This is a genomic window from Paenibacillus shenyangensis (assembly GCF_000346635.1).
In the GTDB taxonomy this organism is placed as follows: Bacteria; Bacillota; Bacilli; order Paenibacillales; family Paenibacillaceae; genus Saccharibacillus; species Saccharibacillus dauci.
On the sequence record NZ_AOIG01000014.1, the window covers coordinates 61,115 to 77,376 of the forward strand.

Genomic DNA, 16,262 nt, shown 5'->3' on the forward strand with positions numbered 1-16,262 from the left:
AACTGTATGAAAGTACAGATTAGTATGTAAAGAAGTTACTCGAAACCCATCAAGTAAAGACTGAAACTTAGAAAAGAGGATTTATATGTTTTTACGCAAACGAAATCTGATTTTATTGTCTATCTTGGCTTCCGTTACGCTTACCTCGTGTACTCCGCATGAATTGCATAAAGTGGGGGATTTGGAATCAAAAGCCGAAGTCAATAGTAGTCACCAAGCAAAGATTGAAGACAAGGAAGAACAATCATTAAATACATACATTTCAAAAATCTCTTCTTCGGAAAAGCATCAAATAAAAAAATTACAGCAGAAGGATTTCGATATTACGTACAAGCAGGAAGTAATTCATAAAGATACCGATATTCAAACAATTATTAAACGTTTGGGTTATGGAGAAGGCTATGAGGATAATAATAAAGGGTTTATAAACAGCAAGGGAGATTATCGAAGATGGAACTTGTCCTATCCTGATTATCATCAACCCCAAATTCGCTTCATTATACAAACAAATATGAATACAGAAAAAGAGAGTCTTGCAGCTATTAGTATAGAATCTCCTGGTATTCAGACAAAAAGAGGACTAAAAGTAAGCGATTCCATAGATCGATTGTATGAGCTGTATGGACACCCTACAAGCTATGATAATACTAATCAGATTTATTCATGGGGACAGCTATATATGAGTGTCAGTCTGGACGAGCAGCGGAAAAAGGTTAATAATATTTTTGTTGATTATGCAGGTGACCCTCTGATTGATCCAGAGGAACAGGATATCCGACTGCAAGGAGAGCCATGGAGTGAAAAGGCTGAATATACCCTGATTGCCAATCAATCTTTTGATTTGCCGATGTCTGGCTGGCAGAACTCCAGATTTGTATCTGCCCACTATACTATCGAAGGCAAAAAACAGGCAGCCTTCTTTATTACAGATAGACAGGAAAAGCGTATGAAATACAGATTAGCAGATTTCTATGGAAACTATCTCGGACAGCTTGACCGTATTCGGGCAGTGGATTTTCGAGATATGAACGGAGACGGGCGCAAAGACATCATTATCCTTGCCAGCTATAAGAAAGACAATGCGAGCAAAGTTACTTTGTCGATTGCCAGCATTTATTTTCAAAAGCAGGACAAGATGTTTACCTTTGTCCCATGGCTGGATCAAGAACTAAACAGTCGTGGATACAATCATAGTTTGAATGAAATCATTCAATACGCGAGTGAGCAGCATATAGAAGTCAACTAAATAACGCATCAAGCAGAAATGGCCAGGTAAATTCATGTATCGAACAATAGCAATTGCCATATTAACCCTATGCTGTATTACAGGCTGTAGCTCGGCAGTTAACCAACCGGAAAACATACAATCTGAATCCGAGAAGATAGCCCCTACAACAACAGCTGGTGCTCAAACTGGAGCATATCTGATAACCAGTCATACGTACCATCAGGGGGACATAACGATTCGCTATCCCCAGATTGATCAGATGGCAGACACAATGAAAGAGCAGCAGCTGAACAGACTGCTCAAAGAACAGGCGCTCTCTGTTCTTCCATATAATATCGATAACACCAGCACCGCTCATATGGATGTGGACTATACACTGAACACCCAAACAGAAATAGGTCTTCTCAGCGTACAATATGCGGGCATTCTCTCCATCGATAATGGCGCTTATCCAAACAATCTATTTTATACAGCCAATATCGACATGAAGAAAAAAGAGGGAATGGGATTATCGGACATACTGCATGCAGACGAGTCACTGGAAGATTGGCTGCTAGCCCAAAATCCCAAGGCGTTGCAGACAGAACAGCCAACGCTAGGTGAGATCATAGATCGGCAGGAACTGATACGTATGCTCACTGATCCTGATTCCACCAATGCCGAGCAATACTATGAGCTTTCTCTATCTTTGTATATTCACGAGGACAAGCTCGGGTTCAGTATTCCGGTCATTCATGCACTTGGCGATCATGCCGAATATGAAGTCCAGTTATGTAGCATCCCTGCAAAATGGCGGACTCAAGCGAATTTGTGGCAGCAGTGTACAAAACAGCCAGACACGACTATACCTACAGGTGAGGGCAGCGCTGTACAATCTGGATCTGCAGCGTATACAGCCAAGCCGACGACGGAAGATATAGCGGTATCCGATTTGGAGGAACAGCTGAAGATAATTAATGATTCTCGGAATAATCAGGACACCAGATCTGAGACAATAGAAAGATTCTCTTCTTTGTTAATTAATTGGTTGCAAAATGATGATAGTCTGGTTTGGAATAAAGACAAGTCAGATCCTCTATTATCAGCTAATCTGACTCTGACGACTCCGGTCATGATAAATAATAATGAACAGAATATACGGATAATAAGCTATCATGCACCTGTGGAAATAAATGGGGAGTTAGAAAGTGAATATGTATATATACAGTGGAAGGATGAACATGGGCAGCTACATGCACAGCTGCTAATCGACGGCGGAGCCGAACGGGTAAGAGAAGGAATCGTGCAAAGTTCCGGTTCAGGAACAACGCTTCTTCTAGGTGGATATGTGTCGTTGTATTCCCCAGAACCCGTATTTGCTGCTGTATGGCAGCTTGATTTCGGAGCATGGACAAAGCAAGCTCTGCACGTTCTTCTACCCACTACCAGCGAATGGACGGTGGAGAGAACAGATAATGAAGCGATCATTTATAATCCAAAATATTCGACAAATCAGCTTCTGATAGAACAGCATAATCACAGTCTTATTATTACCGCTGATGACAGAATCGGTATCGAGGCAGAGCTGAATAAGCAGGGAACGGATTTGAACCTGAAACTTCTTCCATAACAGAAAGCGTGAGGAAGACGGATAGACTGAATTCATTTCTGAATAACGGATGATCCTCCATTTAATGTAATTCCAAGCAGTGATCAACAAAATCCCATAATGAAAATAACAAAAAAATCGTTAAAATCGCTTCTTTCCCCTTACAAAACTATAGTATTTCCTAACATTGGATTGTATAATCGTACAGAACGTACATATTATTCAGTCACGTATGTTATTTTATAATTGAAAGTGGGGTTAGAGGATGGCAAGAACAAACGGGCTATCCGTAAAAACAATCGTAGCAATCGGTATCGGTTCTGCATTGTTTATCATTTTGGGGCGGTTTGGTTCTATTCCAACAGGTATACCCAATACAAATATTGAGACAACTTACGCGTTATTGGCTTTGTTTGCGTTGTTATACGGACCGATTGCCGGTCTATTGATCGGACTGATCGGACATACGCTCAAGGATGCCATTTTCTACGGACAGCCATGGTTCAGCTGGGTCATCGCTTCCGCTGTAGTAGGGCTTCTGATTGGCTTGATGACAAGACGTATCCATATTCATGACGGAGAATTCGGCAAAGGCGGCATCCTGCGTTTTAATCTCGCCCAGATCGTAGCCAATATCATTGCATGGATCGTCGTGGCTCCTGTATTGGATATTCTGATCTATTCCGAGCCAGCGAGTAAAGTATTTACACAAGGTGTGGTCGCTGCTATCTCCAACATCGTGACTGTAGCCGTTCTCGGTACACTGCTGGCGATCGCTTATTCCAAAACACGCACCAAGCGCGGCAGTCTTTCACGCGAAGCTTAATCGTATATACGAATTACACAGTTCAGGCCGGTGAGTCTCACCGGCTTTTTCTATTGAACAGGGACAGGAAGGAAGGGCAAACATGAGAAAACCTGTAATACAATTTCAGGACTTCAGCTTTCAGTACAGGGCTCAATCGGAGCCCACACTTCATCATATTAATCTGACCATCTATGAAGGGGAGAAAGTGCTCATCGTAGGTCCGTCCGGTTCGGGTAAGAGTACATTGTCCCACTGCATGAACGGACTAATCCCGTTCTTTTACCAGGGAGAGATCAGCGGATCGCTGCAGATTGGCGGACAGGAGTCACGCGAACTGGGCATCGCCGAATTATCCGATCGTGTGGGAACGGTGCTGCAGGACCCGGACGGACAGTTCGTCGGGCTGACGGTTGCCGAGGATATTGCCTTTAAGCTGGAAAACGATACCGTACCGCAGGCAGAGATGATCCGGCGGGTAACCGGAGCAGCCGAGACGGTGGAATTCGCTGCTTTTCTGGAGGCATCGCCGCACTCTCTCTCTGGTGGGCAAAAGCAGAAAACGACGCTCGCCGGGGTGCTGGTGAGCGAAGCGGACATCCTGCTGTTTGACGAGCCGCTGGCCAGTCTGGACCCGTATACCGGTCGTATGACCGTCGATCTGATCGATCGTATTCACCGGGAAACCGGGCGTACTGTGGTCATTATCGAGCACCGGCTGGAAGATATGCTGCACCGTCATGTCGACCGGATCGTTGTCGTTAATGACGGCAGAATCGCTGCGGATATGACACCTGCCGAGCTGCTCTGCTCGGGGCTGCTGCGCGAGACGGGTATCCGGGAACCTCTTTATCTGAATGCACTCCGTTATGCCGGCTGTACCATTACACCGGAGATGCAGCCGCAGCATATTGACAGCATCCAGCTGGATACATGCATTCCTGTGCTAAATGAATGGTATGACAGGCAGCAAGGAGATGTGTCTGTCTCTGCTGCCGAACCGGTCCTGGAGCTGCAAAGTGTATCGTTTGGCTACAGTAAAAGCAGTCCTGTGCTGCATGATGTCTCCCTTACGGTTCGACAGGGCGAGATGATCTGTATCGCTGGACGCAACGGAGCCGGCAAATCCACCATTTCCAAGCTGATCTGCGGATTCTATCGTCCCACTTCGGGACAGATTCTGCTGAACGGACGTAATTTGGCCAAGGATACGATCAAGGAACGGGCGGACAAAATCGGTTTTGTGATGCAGAATCCGAACCATATGCTGTCCAAGCCGCTGATCTATGACGAGGTGGCATTGGGACTGCGTACACGCGGTGTACTGGAGGAAGAAATCCAACAGCGTGTTCATGATGTGCTGCAGGTATGCGGACTGTATCCGTTCCGCAGCTGGCCGGTCTCCGCACTCAGTTACGGACAGAAAAAGCGTGTAACCATCGCTTCTATCCTCGTGCTACGGCCGGAGATTCTGATCCTCGATGAACCGACTGCCGGACAGGACTACCGCCATTACAATGAAATGATGGAGTTCCTGATGGAACTGAATGCGCAGGGAATCACCATTATGATGATTACCCATGATATGTATCTGATGATGGAATATGGACAGCGTACGATTGTACTGTCCGAAGGACGCAAGATTGCAGATGATATACCTGCACGTGTACTGAGCGATGAAGCCATCGTAGCGGCTGCCCATCTCAAGACCACCTCACTGCATGAACTCGCCCAGCGCTCCGGTGTCGGCGAACCATCCGAGCTGGTGAGCCGATTTATCGCATACGACAGGGGGACACGGCAGGCATGAGTACACAGATGTTATCCTATACGAATCTGAATACGCCGATTCACCGCCTCACCGGTGTGACCAAGCTGATTTTCTTTATTCTTTGGGCGCTGACCGCGATGATTATTTACGATACCCGCTGCCTGCTGGTAATGCTGGTGCTGAGTCTGGTCATTTTCCGGATGTCCCGTGTGCCGTTCCAGCAGTATTCCTTTGTGCTGTATCTGATCCTGGTATTCTTTGCGATCAATCAGGTGGCGATCTTCCTGTTCTCGCCGCTGTATGGGGTGGAGTTGTACGGATCGCAGCATGATATTGTGCATATTACCGGACGGTATACACTGACCTGGGAGCAGCTATTTTACCAGTTCAATGTCGCCCTCAAATATGCGGTTGTGATCCCGATTGCTCTGCTGTTCCTGCTAGTGACCGACCCAAGTGAGTTCGCTTCATCGCTGAACCGGATCGGGGTCAGTTACAAAATTGCCTATTCGGTGGCAATCGCGCTGCGGTATATTCCGGATGTGCAGCAGGATTTTCAGAATATTGCGTTCTCTGCCCAGGCGCGGGGTATCGATATTTCGCGCAAGGAGAAGCTGGGTAAACGCCTCAAAAATGTAGTATCGATCCTGATGCCGCTGATCCTGACCAGTGTGGATCGCATCGAGAAGATCAGCACAGCGATGGAGCTGCGCGGATTTGGACGCAAAAACAAACGTACCTGGTACAAGAGTCGTCCTTTCCAAAAAGGGGATTATATGGCGCTGACGCTGGTGATCGTGGTAGCGGTGGTGAGCTTTGCGGTTACTTTTGCAGACGGATCGAGATTTTATAATATTTTTCAGTAAAGAGTAAAGAGTAAAGAGTAAAGAGTAAAGAGTAAAGAGTAAAGAGTAAAGAGTAAAGAGTAAAGAGTAAAGAGTAAAGAGTAAAGAGTAAAGAGTAAAGAGTAAAGAGTAAAGAGTAAAGAGTAAAGAGTAAAGAGTAAAGAGTAAAGAGTAAAGAGTAAAGAGTAAAGAGTAAAGAGTAAAGAGTAAAGAGTAAAGAGTAAAGAGTAAAGAGTAAAGAGTAAAGAGTAAAGAGTAAAGAGTAAAGAGTAAAGAGTAAAGAGTAAAGAGTAAAGAGTAAAGAGTAAAGAGTAAAGAGTAAAGAGTAAAGAGTAAAGAGTAAACGATCGACATACCAATATGAAGCAGCTAGAGTAGGATGATAATCCTGTCGCAGGATTGAATGGAGATAGCAGTCATCAGGTTATCAAAAGCAAGTTGTTAAAAAGGATGTACAACTCGCTCCAGATATACAGCCTATTCCAGATGTATGACAGCATCCATCTATCTTCATAAATAGAAATAACTATTCACTCAAGAAAAAACAAGCCAGCCGTCATCAATAAACGGCTGGCTTGTTTGTCTATATTAAAGAATCAAAGCAATATTCGTTATGCCGATGCTGTATCCTGCCTAGAGGTTCTGGCTGGCCGGACGCGGAATCTGGTTGGCAGCAGCCATCTGGTTCAGGAACAGCAGCAGCTCTTTGTTGAACTTGTCCATTTCGTCGAACATCATCGCATGTCCACTGTGTTCAAATAGTACTACACGTGCATCCGTGATCGATTCACTGAGTAGCTGAGCCAGGTCCGGGGGACAGATTTTGTCCTTGGTTCCGTGGAAAATGACGGTTGGAACCGTCACCGCAGACAGGTCGCCGCGCAGATCTTCATCGCGCAGAGCGATAGCGGCTTTGATGGTAGCGTGATGAGAGGCCTGAAGACAGAGGGATTCCAGCCATACCATCATGCCGGCTTTGGTTTTGGAATGAGTGAAGTCCAGACTGAATTTGCTAAGCATTTTTGGACGGTCCTTGTATGTCGCTTCGATCAGATGCGAAGTTACAGTATCCGGGTCCATGCCATGGTCGAAGTCTTCGCGTTTGGTAAATAGAGGTGCTGCTGCACCCGCCAGAGCCAGCTGGGCGATTCCATGTCCCTGGTGACGGGCCATATAGCGAATAGCGACTGCGCCTCCCATGGAGAATCCGACCAGTACAGCATTTTCGAGCTGCAGTTCGTCAATGACTGCACGCAGATCATCAGCCATGCGGTCATATGTATAACCTTCCCATGGTGCATCCGATTTGCCAAAGCCGCGGAAATCAATTCCGATACAACGATATCCATCCAGTGGAAGTCGGGAGAACTGATATTCAAACATTAGATGATTCGAGGGCCAGCCGTGCAGGAAAATGACTGGAATGCCTTCACCAAGGTCTTGTACAAAAAGTTTTACGCCGTCTTCTACCTGAATATATTTGCCCATACGTATTGCCTCCATGTCTGAATGTTTTACCGTCGCAGTGCCAAACTGTATACGAATTATATGAAAATGTAAGCGAATTACATTTCTCTTTTAACGGTTGTGTATACATTAAACACTTTAGTTTCTAAGCAAACGATGAGGAGAAAGAAATAGAGACAGAGATTTGCTATACAGTAATTTGATCATAAAAAAGGTACTTCTTCTCTGGACTGAAGAAGTACCTTTTTAGCATTCCAGACTGATCGAAAGCTTATTTATACTGATCGACAACGGTTTTGGCATGTTTAAGAGATAAACCGTAGCGGCTGCGAACCTGTTTGATCGCTTCGATATACGGCAGTTTGTTAAGATCTTCCTTAATAAAGGCTTGGACTTCCGGGCTGTCCCGATGAGCTTCATACAAGGAATCTTCCAGTTGATTTAAACGGCGGGCATTGAAGAAGTTATTCATTGCCAGGGATACGAGTGCCAGTACCAAGCATGCAATGACCAGAGTAGTGTTATCCATAGACAGTCTCCTTTATCATAGTGTAAGCAGCAGGCTAGGGAGTAATGAATCAAATACGTTTTAAGAAAAAACGTGTTCAATCTAGTGTAGATACCTGTGCTGCTTCTATATTCACCGTATCATACGTGAACAGGTAATTTAACAAAATTCCGGCATTTTACTGAAATTGGTAAAATGGATATAGTGAGATGGGGCTAGATTATGGTAAATTGTAGTGAACTCCAGCCTATAAATACATAGCATATCAAGAAGCCGCCTTTTCACAATCCCATGGAAAAGGCGGCTTCTTTTATTCAAATCGATTATTCTTATCTATTTCTACTTACTTTATTCACATTAATTAAATCTTACATCTGCTCTACAGCCGTACGCTGATACTGCACCAGCAGCTTGTCCAGCGACAGCTCAGCTGTACTTGCGTACACAATATCCGCTTCAGCCAGCGTTGTGCTGTCTCCAACACCAACTGCGAACATGCCTGCGCCCTTGATCGACGTAACGCCTGCGGCTGCATCTTCGATACCAAGGCAGGCAGCGGGATCAACTCCGAGCTGCTCGGCAGCTTTGAGGAAGATCTCCGGGTCAGGCTTGGAGTTGCGGATCTTGGCAGCGTCGACGATGGTATCGAACGAATCGCGCAGCTGCAGCGAATCCATAACGGAAAAGGCATTTTTGCTAACCGAAGCGAGTCCGATCTTGAGACCTTTTGCATGGATATCCGCAATTAGCTCGCGGATGCCCGGGAGTACATCATCCGGCGTCACCTGCTTGATCAGCTCTACATAGTGATCGTTCTTTTGCTTGGCGAGCTCCAGCTTCTCTTCATCAGAATAGCTGTTTTCCTTGCCGCCCAGCGCGAGGATCTTATTGAGCGAATCCATACGGGATACGCCTTTCAGTTCCTCGTTGAACTCGCGGGTAAAAGGAACACCGATGCTTTCGCCGAGTGCCTTCCACGCGAGGTAGTGATACTCGGCGGTGTCTGTCACGACACCGTCGAGGTCGAAGATAACGGCTTGCAGTTCCGGACGCATCAGGCTTCGCCTCCTACCAGCACCTCGGCCGCTTTTTCTTTTTTGAGTACGGGTACCGTATGCTTGCCGTCTGCCGGCAGGGTGATCTTCTCACCGTACAGCTGCAGTGACAGTTCCGGACCTTCCTGGGTCAGCTGTACCAGCTCGCGGGATACTTCCACTTTGATAAAGTGATCACGGTACACGATATTGAAGCTGTAACGATCCCAAGCCTGCGGGATAAATGGAGCAAAGCTCAGTGTCTCATTGGCAGTGCGCATACCGGCAAATCCCTGTACAATCCCGAGCCATGATCCGGTCATGCTCGTGATATGCAGACCATCTTCGGTATCGTTGTTATAGTTGTCCAGATCCAGACGTGCAGTCCGATTGTACATCTCGTATGCTTTTTCTTCCATACCCAGTTCCGCAGCCAGAATGCTGTGGATACAAGGAGACAGGGAAGATTCATGAACCGTCATCGGCTCGTAGAACTCAAAGTTGCGGCGCTTTTCTTCCGCCGTATATTGGTCGTTCAGGAAATACAGACCCTGCAGTACGTCTGCTTGTTTGATAAAGCAGCTGCGCAGGATTTTGTCCCATGACCATTTCTGATTGATCGGGCGATCTGCTGCGTCGAGGTCGGCAGCGCTCATCAGATCCTTGTCCAGGAATGTATCATGCTGAACGAATACGCCTAGTTCTTCGTCGTAAGGCAGGTACATGTTATCGACGATATGCTGCCATTTGGCCAGCTCTTCATCGGTAATATCCAGCTTGGATACTGCTTCAGCGTGTTCGGATGCTTTCAGTTCACGCACCACTTCAATAGTATATTCCAGTGTCCACGCCGAGATCCGGTTGGTGTACCAGTTGTTGTTAACATTGTTCTCGTACTCATTCGGACCGGTGACGCCATGGATCATGTACTGTCCCTGACGCTTGCTATAGTGGACGCGATCTGCCCAGAAGCGGGAAATGCCTGTCAGTACATCCAGACCGTACTGGTGCAGATAGTCACGGTCGCCGGTATAGTTCACATAATTGTATACCGCATAGGCGATCGCACTATTACGGTGAATCTCTTCAAAAGTAATCTCCCACTCGTTATGGCACTCTACGCCGGTAAAGGTAACCATCGGATACAGTGCACCCTGCAGACCTTGCTGCTGGGCGTTATGATAGGCGCCGTCCAGCTGGTTATGACGATAAATACAGAGATTACGGGCAACCTCAGGCTTGGCTGTAGACAGATAGAGCGGTAGTGCATACGCTTCTGTATCCCAGTAGGTAGCGCCGCCGTATTTCTCGCCGGTGAATCCTTTGGGGCCGATGTTTAGACGGGCATCTTCACCATAATAGGTAGAGAACAGCTGGAACAGATTGAAGCGGATACCCTGCTGGGCTTCGTCATCGCCTTCAATCGCTACGTCCGCCATTTCCCAGCGTTTGCTCCATCCTTGGGCATGAGCGGTAAGCAGTGCTTCGTATCCCTGATCGGCAGCACGATTCAGTACAGCTTCGCCGTTCTCCGGCAGCGTGCCGCGCGGATGATCACGGTCGGTGGTCAGAGCGATGTATTTGTACAACGTCATTGTCTGTCCCTGTTCTGCCTGGAAAGTCACCGTATTCTCTACATATTCTTCTCGGGAAGCGTAGGAGACTGTCGATGTACCGCCTACTACATCAAGTCGCATGGAAGCAGCAATCTGGAAGGTCGGTGTACCAAAGGAATTCTCCTTGGTCTGCATCACCAGATGACCATTCCGCTCACTGGCGGATTTATCGATTTCGACCCAGAAATCTTCGTCATAGTTGGAATCTTCGTTGCGGATATCGCCGTCCAGATAAGGGATCAGGGTAACTTCGCCGCTGTAGTTCACAGGAGTGACCGCATACTTGATAACCGCCAGTTCCTGTTCGGCAACCGAGAGGAAGCGGGAGGTCTGGATACGGGTTTCCTTGTCCCCGTGAATAATAGTAAATTCGCGGGATAGCACGCCCTGCTGCATATCGAGTTCACGGTAGTAGTTTTTGAGCTTGGACTGGCTCAGATCCACCTCTTCGCCATCCAGCAGCAGGCGGATACCGATATAGTTGATGGAATTGATTACTTTACCAAAATAATGCGGATAGCCGTTCTTCCACCAGCCAACACGGGTCTTGTCCGGGAACCAGACGCCGGCGACATAGGAGCCGCGGTGCATATCGCCACTGTAATTCTCTTCGAAATTACCGCGCATGCCCATGTGACCGTTACCAAGGCTCATCATACTTTCTGCAAGGCGGAATTCTTCCGTATGCAGTTCGTGTTCAACAATTTTCCACGGGTGAATATCAAACAATCTTTTCATGAGAAATCACTCATTTCCTGGAGAGTTGGGTACAGCTGGTGACTATTGTGCAAACGTTTGCCTAAAGCGCCGAAAAAAAAGCCCTGGCCATCAAGCTGGATTTGAGACTCATTATACATGATTACCATTTGCCCCGCTAGTACCTTTTTTGATAGCGTATTCAGTCCCGATAATAAAGGCATTTTACAGAATCGAAAAGGGCTGACTTATAGTCTCCTTTTTGGGCTGATAGCGGGCGTATATGCATCTTCTTGTTTTATAAAGTAGGGAATAGGTTGGGAAAGTATTAGGATAAATGGAGGAAGGAATTAGTAGCAATTTTTGTAATTAAATACTGTAATATTCATTAAGGCTGTTAGGCAGAAATTAAACCGGAATTCTGCATTTAACAGAATTAAATTTTATAGAGATGGATACAGCCCGAATACTTGCAAGCATCCCGCGCGGATTTTCATTCATTTATTAGCATGCAGCTGTCAAAAGGTATACCGGATTCACAGCAAATGTAGGCGATTTTCCCGATTATGGGTACAAGATATTAGCGTCAGATATATATAGGTGCCAGGCATATATGAAGCTTGCCCATATAAAATAAAAAAATGAAGCCAAACGAAGAATGAAAAAAGCAGGGGGTTGCAGCATGAAATGGCAGGGTAGACGAGCAAGTACGAATGTGGAAGACCGTCGCGGCAGAGGCGGCAAGACGATTGTGGGAGGCGGCATTGGCGGGATCATCGTCATTATTATCGTGATGCTGCTGGGTGGTAATCCTTCCAGTCTAATCAATAATATGACCTCCAGCGGAACGCAGACCGTTGGCAATTATCAAGGTACTTCTCAGGAAGAAGAGCTGGTCGACTTTGTCTCGGTCGTACTGGCGGATACAGAGGATGTATGGAGCGATGTGTTCAAGCAGCAGGGACTCACCTACAAGAATCCGGAGCTGGTTATCTACAGCGGCAGTGTACAGTCTGCCTGTGGTACAGCAAGTTCGGCGGTGGGACCGTTCTATTGTCCCGGTGACCAGAAATTATATATTGATCTGAGCTTCTATGATGAATTGAAGCAGCAATTCCAGGCACCCGGTGATTTTGCGATGGCTTATGTGGTTGCCCATGAGGTTGGTCATCATGTACAGACACTGCTGGGTACAATGGACAAGATTGAACCATACCGTCAGCGTCTGAGCGAAAAGGAATTCAATACCAAATACCAGGTACGAATCGAGCTGCAGGCCGATTATTATGCGGGAGTATGGGCTCATTATGAACAGGGCAAGAACTTGCTGGAACAGGGCGATCTGGAGGAAGCACTAACGGCTGCGAGTGCTGTCGGGGATGATACGATCCAGCAGCGTGCACAGGGTTATGTGGTGCCGGACAGCTTTACCCATGGTACTTCCGAACAGCGCAAGCGCTGGTTCTACAAAGGATTTGAGTCGGGAACGATTCAGGGTGGAGACACATTCAGTGTGAGCGATGGCAGTTTGTAAGCTGTTATGGATAGCAAGCGATCAGGGATATATATACGTAATAGAAGCACAGCCAAAAGGCTTGCCTTCTCCGTCTGGAGTGGGCAAGCCTTTTGGCTGTATATAGATGATGCTGTGTATGCATGGATAAGAGTGATGTTCATGTAGCTACGGGAGAAAGCAGTAAATGAAGCAAACTCATTGATTATTTGTTCGGCAGCTGGATATATTGGTTTGCTTTTTATGCTACTCGGGTTGGCTTGGTGTAGCACTCCACCTGCAACCTGCTAGTGCAGATGATCCTGCTGGAAAGTCTTCTCGATCTCCGAAGCGGTTACCGGTTTGCTGAACAGATAGCCCTGCATTTCATAGCAGTCAATGCCTTTGAGAATATCTGCCTGCTGCCGGTCTTCGACGCCTTCTGCGATAATATTGAGATTCAGTCCATATGCCAGATTGATAATAGAGGCAATAATGGAGTGGCTATCCTTTTCATTGATCTTGCTAATGAATTCGCGGGCGATCTTCAGCTTGTCGATCGGGAAGCTGGCGAGATAAGACAAAGAAGAATATCCGGTTCCAAAATCATCAATAGAAATAGAGACACCCAGACTTTTCAGTGCATGCAGCTGCGGGATAACATTATGGATATGGCTCATCGCAATCGACTCGGTAATCTCCAGATCGAGATAACTCGGGTCCAGACCGGTTTCGCGCAGCACTTCGGCTACCGTATCCGCCAGATTGCCCTGCTGGAACTGACGCGGCGACAGATTCACACCCATTTTGATATAGTGTCCCTGATCGGCCCATGCCTTGGCTTGGTAGCAGGCCTCCAGCAGCACCCAGCGTCCAATAGATAGTATGCTGCCGGTATCTTCGGCGACGGGAATAAACTCCAGTGGTCCGATCATTCCGAGCTTCGGATGATGCCAGCGCAGCAATGCTTCGACCCCAATCACTCTACCGGAGGAGGCATCTACCTGGGATTGGTAATGCAGCAGCAGTTCGTTATTATCCAGAGCGGTGCTTATACTTTGCTCAAGCAGCAATTTACGAGTGATTTTCTCGTCATTATCGTCGTAAATCAGATAATGTGCTTTGCCGTTGACCTTGACCTGATACATGGCTCGGTCAGCTTTTTGGACCAGTATAGCCGGATCGTCGGAATGATCCGGGTAAATCGCGATGCCGATGCTGGGCGAGCAGATAATTTTGTGTGAATCAATGTAATGGGGAAGCTGCAGGGATTCCAGCAAATGCTGTGCTGTCGTGGTAATCAAATCATTATTCCCCACTATCGGCAGAATAAGTGTGAACTCATCTCCGCCTCTACGGGCAATAACACTGCCTTCCGGCATCTGGGCAGTCAGTCTTCCGGATACGGAGAGCAGCAGCTGGTCGCCTACATCATGTCCCAGGGTATCGTTCACATGCTTGAACCGGTCCAGATCAATGAAGAAAACAGCAAACCGGTGGATATCAGGGTGGGAAGCCATGCTTTTCAGATTATCATCATAGGCTGCCCGGTTGTAGACACCTGTCAGTGGATCATGATATGCCAGATAATGGATACGCTCTTCATTGTTCTTTTTCTCTGTAATGTTATTGGCAATGGCAAAGGCACCTACCGTACGTCCACGGACCATAATTGGAATATTGGTCATTTGCACCTGAATCAGCCGTCCAGCCCGATCTTGCAGACAAATCTCGTAGCTCTGCGGCTGGCCTTTCCATGACTGTTGGAAATGAACGCGCGCGGTCTCTCTGTATTGCTCTGGAATAAAGGTGATATTCGTCAGCAGGTGCAGTTCATCCTCGCTGTACCCAAGCATCCGGGAAGCAGAATCGTTGAGAGTCATAATATTTCCGTGCAGATCCAGCGAGCAGACCGCATCCGGATGATAACGGAACAAAGAGCGGTACTGCTGCTCACTGGTCTCCAGCTCATCTGTTTTCTCGGACAAATTCAGGATAAGGGAACGATTCTCCTGAATGATAAGCAGCTGCCTAATCACGACCAGCAGGATTGAGATCCCGGAGCCGAGCGTAATGATGTTAAGGCTACCATCATCGATGACCATGACGATAAAAAGAATGATCACTGTAATATACGGCAGCAGGATTCGTATCCAGTCCGGCTTTTCTATGGATTCGACCGGCAGGGGGATCATCGGCTCCATCTGTGATTTCAGTAATGATTTGTTATAGATGATACCTGTCATGCCAATCAGCAGCAGGCTCAGACCGAAACAAGGGTTGGACCAGATACTCCAGTTGATATCTTGGGTGAAAATCGAAACAGAAAATAGGCAGTCGCCAATAATCTGCGTCAGCATTCCCACAAATAAAATTAATAACAGCCGTTCTGGCCAAATGGTACGAAAGCCGAAATATATGCCCAGTGCAGCCATTAGAAGTACCAGATCACCGAGGGGGTAAGCTAGAGCAATTCCAAAGGTCAACGGAGGGATACCCGGAGTGTCCAAAATCGGCTGGAGTATATACTGCCAGCTCAGACAGATGGCGACTGTCATGACGATGGCAATATCAAATACAAACCTTACAATCCCATAAGTTCGCAACCTGCGCGAGATTTGATAAAAGAATGCCGATAAATAAAGCAGCGGCTGCAGAATATAAAAAATATCGGCAGCGCTCGGAAATGGAAATCCGGATCCCAGGATGGATTCATGATAGAACCAGATCGTATTTGCTATTACACTGCTCAGACAGCTGAGTGCCATCAGAAGCCATAACGGACGGCAGGACTTTTGTCCGCGTCGAAAAGCGCTTAGCAGCCATACCACGGCTGTGATACCGGCTAGTATAGTGAGCAAATCACTGCCCCAGTTTAGAACGACATCGTTATCTCTCCAGAGCAATATCCAGCCGTAATATAATACGATATATATGATGATGAGTAGGGTGGCAGCAACCAGCTTATTGAATCTCATTTCCAAAACTCCTTAGTGTTCGCATCCGGTTTTTCGACCAGAGTTTGCATATAAACTATTTCTCTATATAGTCAAAAAGTCCTTATTCTATATAACGGAATAAAAGCTAAGTAACTGAATAGGTAAGGTGTTTAAATGACGATTTAAATGCATATTGATGAGGCGGGATTGGGAATGCGTAATTGTGTATTATATGATTAGAAGAGACCTGCTGATTTGGTTCCATTTACAGAA

The 16,262-nt window shown here is 46.7% G+C and carries 11 protein-coding genes; 6 read left to right on the top strand and 5 right to left on the bottom strand.

From position 1 onward, the window contains the following. Positions 1-85 precede the first annotated feature (85 nt). The 5 genes from H065_RS0112345 (at position 86) to H065_RS0112365 (ending at position 6,258) form a co-directional block, all read left to right on the top strand. Positions 86-1,246, top strand: coding sequence for a hypothetical protein (locus H065_RS0112345; protein WP_017813378.1), 1,161 nt, complete (start codon positions 86-88; stop codon positions 1,244-1,246). Positions 1,247-1,499: 253 nt separating this feature from the next. Further along, complete coding sequence (locus H065_RS0112350) at positions 1,500-2,837, top strand: hypothetical protein (protein ID WP_152425888.1); 1,338 nt, start codon at positions 1,500-1,502, stop codon at positions 2,835-2,837. A 244-nt stretch (positions 2,838-3,081) separates the two neighbouring features. Then, on the top strand, positions 3,082-3,642 hold the full coding sequence (locus H065_RS0112355) for an ECF-type riboflavin transporter substrate-binding protein (protein ID WP_017813380.1): 561 nt from the start codon (positions 3,082-3,084) through the stop codon (positions 3,640-3,642). Positions 3,643-3,724: 82 nt separating this feature from the next. Continuing rightward, positions 3,725-5,431, top strand: coding sequence for an ABC transporter ATP-binding protein (locus tag H065_RS0112360; protein ID WP_017813381.1), 1,707 nt, complete (start codon positions 3,725-3,727; stop codon positions 5,429-5,431). Then, entirely contained in the window at positions 5,428-6,258 is an 831-nt protein-coding gene (locus H065_RS0112365) for an energy-coupling factor transporter transmembrane component T family protein (protein WP_017813382.1), read from the top strand. Before H065_RS0112360 ends, H065_RS0112365 begins: the two co-directional genes overlap by 4 nt. A gap of 612 nt (positions 6,259-6,870) precedes the next feature. On the opposite strand, the gene H065_RS0112370 is transcribed toward H065_RS0112365, so the two are convergent. From H065_RS0112370 to mdxK, 4 genes are all read right to left on the bottom strand, one after another. Continuing rightward, positions 6,871-7,725, bottom strand: a complete 855-nt coding sequence (locus tag H065_RS0112370) for an alpha/beta fold hydrolase (protein ID WP_017813383.1) — start codon at positions 7,723-7,725, stop codon at positions 6,871-6,873. Positions 7,726-7,975: 250 nt separating this feature from the next. Next, positions 7,976-8,233 (bottom strand): hypothetical protein, encoded by a 258-nt coding sequence (locus tag H065_RS0112375; protein ID WP_017813384.1) that lies wholly within the window; start codon positions 8,231-8,233, stop codon positions 7,976-7,978. A 347-nt stretch (positions 8,234-8,580) separates the two neighbouring features. Next, positions 8,581-9,267, bottom strand: coding sequence for a beta-phosphoglucomutase (pgmB, locus tag H065_RS0112380; protein ID WP_017813385.1), 687 nt, complete (start codon positions 9,265-9,267; stop codon positions 8,581-8,583). Beyond that, positions 9,267-11,600 carry a maltose phosphorylase MdxK gene (gene mdxK, locus H065_RS0112385; protein WP_017813386.1) on the bottom strand — a complete coding sequence of 778 codons (2,334 nt, stop codon included), beginning with the start codon at positions 11,598-11,600 and terminating at the stop codon, positions 9,267-9,269. Before mdxK ends, pgmB begins: the two co-directional genes overlap by 1 nt. 640 nt (positions 11,601-12,240) lie before the next feature. Between mdxK and ypfJ the strand changes: the two genes are divergently transcribed. Next, entirely contained in the window at positions 12,241-13,092 is an 852-nt protein-coding gene (gene ypfJ, locus H065_RS0112395) for a KPN_02809 family neutral zinc metallopeptidase (RefSeq protein WP_017813388.1), read from the top strand. 266 nt (positions 13,093-13,358) lie between these two features. On the opposite strand, the gene H065_RS25870 is transcribed toward ypfJ, so the two are convergent. After that, a complete protein-coding gene (locus H065_RS25870) occupies positions 13,359-16,028 on the bottom strand; it encodes a DUF4084 domain-containing protein (RefSeq protein WP_017813389.1) in 2,670 nt (889 codons plus the stop codon). Positions 16,029-16,262 lie beyond the last annotated feature (234 nt).